Genomic DNA, 5,347 nt, shown 5'->3' on the forward strand with positions numbered 1-5,347 from the left:
ACGGACGCTTCCTTCGAGCCGCCTTCCAGCGGGCCCTCCGGGCGCTTCGTTCTTTCGTGTTTCCAGCTTACCAGATGTTTTCCGCTCCGTTTTCCCGGAGTTTCTTTCATCCGATTCCCGCTGGCGGGATTTCCTGCAACTTCGCTCCGAAGCTTATCAAAGCTTTCGTAGTGCTCGGTTCGCGGGATTTGCTTCGTCGGAGGGCGCGCATTTCGTGAAACGCGCTCGCCTCGATTCGGCGGTGTCGTAGACACTAACGCCCGGGCCCGACCGTTGTCCAGTCAGTCCCAACCGTTCAAACCTACTAGCCCGCCCCTACCACGTCAATGGTTTGGTCGGGATGCGAGAAGAGTAGCAGGTCAGAGGCCTGTTGATCACATCCGGCTCAGGCGGCGACGGGCTGGAGGTCCGCCCGATCGGCCGCGTCCAGGTCTCCGGTCTCGCCGGCCGCCGCGGCCTTCTTCCCCAACACCAGGGCGTAGAGCAGGAAACCGGCCTCCGCCACGACGCCGATCGAAATGCGCGCCCAGGTGGGCAGGCCCGACGGGGTCACGAAGGCTTCGAGGATCCCGGAGACCGCGAGCACCGTCGCCATGCCGATGGCCATGCCGATGATGGAGCGGCCCTGCTCCGCCAGCGCCGTCGTCCGGGTGCGCGGACCGGGGTCGATCACCGTCCAGCCGAGGCGCAGGCCGAGCCCGCCGGCGACGAAGACGGCGGTCAGCTCCAGCAGGCCGTGCGGGATGAGCAGGCCGAGGAAGACGTCGAGCCGGCCGGCGGAGGCCATCAGGCCGACGCCCGCGCCGAGGTTGAGCACGTTCGACCACATCACGAAGACCACGGGGATGCCCAGCGCGATCCCGAAGAGCAGGCACTTGACCGCGATCCAGGCGTTGTTCGTCCAGACCTGGGCCGCGAACGAGCTCGCCGGGCGGTCCGAGTAGTACGCCTCGTACTCGCCGCCGGGGCGGGTCATCTCGCGCAGCATCTCCGGGGAGGCCAGGCTGTTGCGGACCTCGGGGTGACTGGCGACCCACCAGGCGATCACCGCGGTGGCGACGAGCGAGACGACCGCGACCGGCAGCCACCACCGGCGCGACCGGTACAGGGCCGCCGGGAAGCTCACCGTGTAGTAGCGCGCGACGTCCCGCCAACCGCTGCTGCGGCTGCCCGTGACGGCGGCCCGCGCTCGGGAGACCAACGCGGTCAGCCGGCCCACCAGTGTCGGATCGGGCGCGGCGGCCTGGGCCTTGGCGAGGTGGCCGGTCGCCCGCTGGTAGAGGGTGACCAGTTCGTCCGTCTCCTCCCCGCTGAGCCGGCGCTTGCCGGCGAGGGCGTCCAGCCGGTTCCACTCCCCCTGGTGGGTGGCGACGAAGACGTCCAGGTCCATGCGGCGGCTCCATGGTCGACGCGGGGCGCGCGGCGCACGGGGCGCACGCGCGCGGGGCGGGCGGTCGGGCAGGCGGCACACATACGTACGGACACGTGCGGGCCCAGCATGCCAGGAAGGACCGACGCCGGGACCCCCGGGATCTCACTTCCCGTGCGAGCACCGGGCGCCGTATGTTGGCGGCTGCGGATCGGACGACAGGGAGCGGGTCGCGGGGGCCGGTCCGGGACGTCTCCCATGCACGACGTCCATCCACCTCGGCGACCTCAACGAGCGTGAACGGACGGGTGTCTTGAGCGACCTGGTGACGGGTGAGGCGGTCGTCCTCGGCCTGCGCGCGGCGAAGCTTCCGAGCCGGGCGCTGGCGGTCGCGCTCGACCTGGCGGTGGAGTTCGCCTCGCTGCTGATCACCTCGCTGATCCTCAGCGTCGCCCTCTCGGGCCTCGACGGCGCCGCGCTGACCGCCATCATGCTCGGGCTGATGGTGTTCTTCCTGATCGGCGTACCGGTGATGGTCGAGACGTTCAGTCACGGACGTTCGCTCGGCAAGGCCGCGCTCGGCCTGCGGGTGGTGCGCAGCGACGGCGGTCCGGTGCGCTTCCGGCACGCGCTGGTGCGCGGCCTGGCCGGCTTCTTCGAGCTGATCACGCTGACCGGCGCGCCCGCGGTGATCTGTTCGGTGGTGAACTCGGAGGGCAAGCGGCTGGGCGACATCTTCGCCGGGACGCTGGTCGTCCGCGAGCGCGCCCCTGGCGGCGGCGGGACGGCGGTCGCACTGCCGCCGGTGCACCCGCAGCTGCTGCACGCGATGGGCAGCGCGCTGAACGCGATGGACCTGTCGGCCGTCCCCGAGCCGCTCTGGCTCGCGATCCGCCAACTGCTCGGCCGGATAGGCCAGTTGGACCCGGCCGTGGCGCACCGGATGTCCGCCCGGCTGGCCGCCGACCTCGCCGACAGGACGACCCACGAGGTGCCGCCCGGGGTGCACCCGGCCGCCTACCTCGGCGCCGTGCTCACCGAGCGCCAGCGACGGGAGTGGACGCGGGCCCAGGGGAACATGCCGGCGGCCGCCCCGCACGTCGTCCAGGCACCCCACGCTTCCCATGCACCACAGGCAGCACCTCACGCACCTCAGACACCGGTCCTCCCGGCAGCCCCCGCTGCCCCCGTCGCGCCGACGGCACCGCCCACGCCGCCCACCACGCCCCAGTCCAACGACATGGGCTTCGCCCCGCCCGCCTGACCTGCGCCCTACCCCCCGAACTCCACCGGCCAGGCGTTCGGCGGCGACTCCAGCTCCTCCAGCTCGATCCCGTCCGCCGCCAGCACCACGTCCCCGGCGAGGTGCACCACCTGCTGCTCCCCCGTCTCCAGGTCCGCCACCTGGTACCGCTCGACGAGCAGCGGCCCTGAGTCCGTCTCGTGCGTGTCGGTCCCCTCCAGCAGCCAGCCCTGGTCGAAGGTGCGCGGCGCCAGCACCGGCTCGGTGAACGCCACCAGCCGCACCCGCGCACTCGCCCCCTCCCGCAGCCGCAGCAGCCGGGCGGTCGCGACGAGGAAGGCCGGCGAGCGCCCGGTGAACCCGTGGGCCCGGTCGTGCCCCTCCACCGTGTGCTCGCCCCCAGGGTCGGCCGCGTCCGTGCGCACCCACGCCACCCCGTCCACCGCCCCGCCGCGGACCTGCCAGCCACCCGCCCGCAGCTCCATCCGCAGCGGCCGGGCGCGCGAGTCGAGCGTGAGGTCGACGGTCCCGATCACCCGGCCGTCCGGGGCGTAGGTCTTGGAGACGTACCGCCAGCCGGCCGGCCCGGGAGCGCAGCTGAACCGCTCCTCGCCGAGCAGAACGTGGTCGTGGCCTAGAGGAGACATGGCTGTGTGGAGCGAGTACCGGCCGTTGGGCATGCCCGAAAGCCTACGTGGACGCCTGTGACAGATTGACGCCCCTGTGGCGGGATCGGCATGCAACCTCCCGGGCCGGTGCCCGCATTAGGGAGGCGGACGGCGCGGGAGAGGCGCCGCCGACACGACGAGAGGGGGGTGCAGATGGCGAAGCGGACACACGACGCGGAGTTCACGGAGTACGTGGCCTCCAGGAGCGGCTGGCTGCGCAAGGTCGCCTATCTGCTGTGCGGGGACTGGCACCGGGCCGACGACCTGGTGCAGGAGACCATCGCCAAGCTGTACGTGAACTGGTCACGGGCCGGGCGGATGGAGAACCTGGACGGCTACGCCCGGCGGGTACTGGTCAACGTCTTCCTGGGCGAGCAGCGCACCTCGTGGTGGCGCCGCACGGTCCGCCGGGAGGCCGCACCCGAGACGGCCGCCGACAGCATCGACCTGGACGCCTCGCTCGACCTGCGGCACGCCCTGGCGGCGCTGCCGCCGCGCCAACGCGCCACGGTCGTCCTGCGCTACTACTGCGACCTGACCGTCGAACAGGCCGCCGAGGCCCTGGGCTGCTCCACCGGCAACGTGAAGAGCCAGAGCTCGCGCGGCCTGGACACCCTCCGCAGCAAGCTCGCCACCCGCCCCGCCGTCGCCGAGAGGACGCCATGACCAGCAACGATCACGACGACCTGACCGACCGGCTGACGGCCCTCGCCGACGGTCCGGCACCGCCGCCGGGCTTCGACGCCGCGCGGTCCATCACCGAGGGCACCACCCGGCTGCGCCGGCGCAAGCGCGCCACCGTCGGGGCCGTCGCCGCCGTCACGGTCGCGGTGGTGGCGACCACCGCCCTGCTCGCACCGGGAGGCACGACCGCCACCCCCGCACCGCCCGCCGCACTGACACCGACCATCTCGCCGTCGCCGTCCGCCACACCGACCCCCACGCCGGTCGGCTTCGACCCGCTGACCACCGAGGTCCACTTCGGCTGGCTGCCCGACTGGGCGCACGGCGAGCAGAGCGTCGGCTACATCAAGAGCTACCACGGCTACGAGGCCGAGGCGAAGAACATCGTCGACCGCGACTCCGCCGCACGCATCATCGTCCAGCTGTACCAAGCGGGCGTCGAGCCGCCGATGACCACGTCAGGCGGGCACGTGGCGCTCGGCAAGGTCGACGCCGACCCGATCGACGGCCGGACGGCCTACTGGGCGGTCGCGGACCACCACCAGCCCACGCTGCGGTGGCAGACGGCCTCGGGCCGCTGGGCAGAGATCACCGGGTACGGCGACAAACCGTCCGACGTCACCCAGGAGATCCTCCACAAGGCGGCCGCCGACGTGCGCTTCGGCCAGTGGAACGTCCCCCTGCCGGTGCAGTTCACCGGCCTGCCCGAAACGTTCAAGGTCACCGACGTCGAGCTCACCCGGCCGGCGGACGAGCTGGGCAACTGGTCCCTGTGGCTGGGGTTCCGGATCGACGACAAGACCGTCTCCGTCGGCGTGGACCCGGTCGGCCCCCGTCCCACCTACACCGACACGGCCGGGTCCCCCTACATCGACCCGCACCCGCCGCTGACCGCCGTCCAGAACGGCCTGAACCTCACCGTCGGCGCCGGCTCCGGCGTCCCCGCCGCCCTGGAGCAGCTCGGCGGCCTCCCCTGGCTGCTCTCCCACATCAAGTCCCTCGGCCCGGACGACACCAAGTGGACGACGAACGTCGTCGTGCCCTGAGCCCGCCGAGTCACCAGGACTCACCAGAACGCGCCGGTGGCCGGCACCCACGGGGGGTGCCGGCCACCGGCGTACGCCTGTCACCGCATCAGCAGCGGTTCACCGCATCAGTAGCGGTACTGCTCCGCCTTGTACGGGCCCTCGACCGGAACGCCGATGTAGTCGGCCTGCTCCTGGGTCAGGGTCGTGAGCTTCACGCCCAGCGCGTCCAGGTGCAGACGCGCGACCTTCTCGTCCAGGTGCTTCGGCAGCACGTACACACCGATCGGGTACTGCTCGGTCTTCGTGAACAGCTCGATCTGCGCGATCGTCTGGTTCGCGAACGAGTTCGACATCA

The 5,347-nt window shown here is 71.8% G+C and carries 7 protein-coding genes; 4 read left to right on the top strand and 3 right to left on the bottom strand.

Annotated elements, in window-relative coordinates; genetic code table 11:
• On the top strand, positions 1–250 hold a 250-nt coding region (locus AB0O00_RS28295), incomplete at its 5' end, for a hypothetical protein (RefSeq protein ID WP_363656456.1).
• 135 nt (positions 251–385) lie between these two features.
• Here AB0O00_RS28295 and AB0O00_RS28300 read toward each other — a convergent pair.
• Entirely contained in the window at positions 386–1,390 is a 1,005-nt protein-coding gene (locus tag AB0O00_RS28300) for a stage II sporulation protein M (RefSeq protein ID WP_363656458.1), read from the bottom strand.
• A gap of 292 nt (positions 1,391–1,682) precedes the next feature.
• On the opposite strand from AB0O00_RS28300, the gene AB0O00_RS28305 reads away from it, so the two are divergent.
• The gene (locus AB0O00_RS28305) at positions 1,683–2,633 is read left to right on the top strand and encodes an RDD family protein (protein WP_363656460.1); all 951 of its coding nucleotides are present in this window, start codon (positions 1,683–1,685) and stop codon (positions 2,631–2,633) included.
• An 8-nt stretch (positions 2,634–2,641) separates the two neighbouring features.
• On the opposite strand, the gene AB0O00_RS28310 is transcribed toward AB0O00_RS28305, so the two are convergent.
• Complete coding sequence (locus AB0O00_RS28310) at positions 2,642–3,292, bottom strand: hypothetical protein (RefSeq protein WP_363656461.1); 651 nt, start codon at positions 3,290–3,292, stop codon at positions 2,642–2,644.
• A 141-nt stretch (positions 3,293–3,433) separates the two neighbouring features.
• Between AB0O00_RS28310 and AB0O00_RS28315 the strand changes: the two genes are divergently transcribed.
• Together AB0O00_RS28315 and AB0O00_RS28320 are read left to right on the top strand one after the other, a co-directional pair.
• Positions 3,434–3,946 carry a SigE family RNA polymerase sigma factor gene (locus tag AB0O00_RS28315; protein ID WP_363656463.1) on the top strand — a complete coding sequence of 171 codons (513 nt, stop codon included), beginning with the start codon at positions 3,434–3,436 and terminating at the stop codon, positions 3,944–3,946.
• On the top strand, positions 3,943–5,010 hold the full coding sequence (locus AB0O00_RS28320; RefSeq protein ID WP_363656465.1) for a hypothetical protein: 1,068 nt from the start codon (positions 3,943–3,945) through the stop codon (positions 5,008–5,010). Before AB0O00_RS28315 ends, AB0O00_RS28320 begins: the two co-directional genes overlap by 4 nt.
• 107 nt (positions 5,011–5,117) lie before the next feature.
• On the opposite strand, the gene AB0O00_RS28325 is transcribed toward AB0O00_RS28320, so the two are convergent.
• A partial coding sequence (locus tag AB0O00_RS28325) for an adenosylhomocysteinase (RefSeq protein WP_363656467.1) occupies positions 5,118–5,347 on the bottom strand: 230 nt, incomplete at its 5' end.

The sequence above is a fragment of the Kitasatospora sp. NPDC093558 genome (assembly GCF_040683475.1).
In the GTDB taxonomy this organism is placed as follows: domain Bacteria; phylum Actinomycetota; class Actinomycetes; order Streptomycetales; family Streptomycetaceae; genus Kitasatospora.

Excerpts from the sequence above, each read along its gene's own strand:
- AB0O00_RS28315 (WP_363656463.1), top strand. The coding sequence starts at position 3,434 with ATGGCGAAGCGGACACACGACGCGGAGTTCACGGAGTACGTGGCCTCC.
- AB0O00_RS28310 (WP_363656461.1), bottom strand. The coding sequence starts at position 3,292 with ATGCCCAACGGCCGGTACTCGCTCCACACAGCCATGTCTCCTCTAGGC.
- AB0O00_RS28300 (WP_363656458.1), bottom strand. The coding sequence starts at position 1,390 with ATGGACCTGGACGTCTTCGTCGCCACCCACCAGGGGGAGTGGAACCGG.
- AB0O00_RS28320 (WP_363656465.1), top strand. The coding sequence starts at position 3,943 with ATGACCAGCAACGATCACGACGACCTGACCGACCGGCTGACGGCCCTC.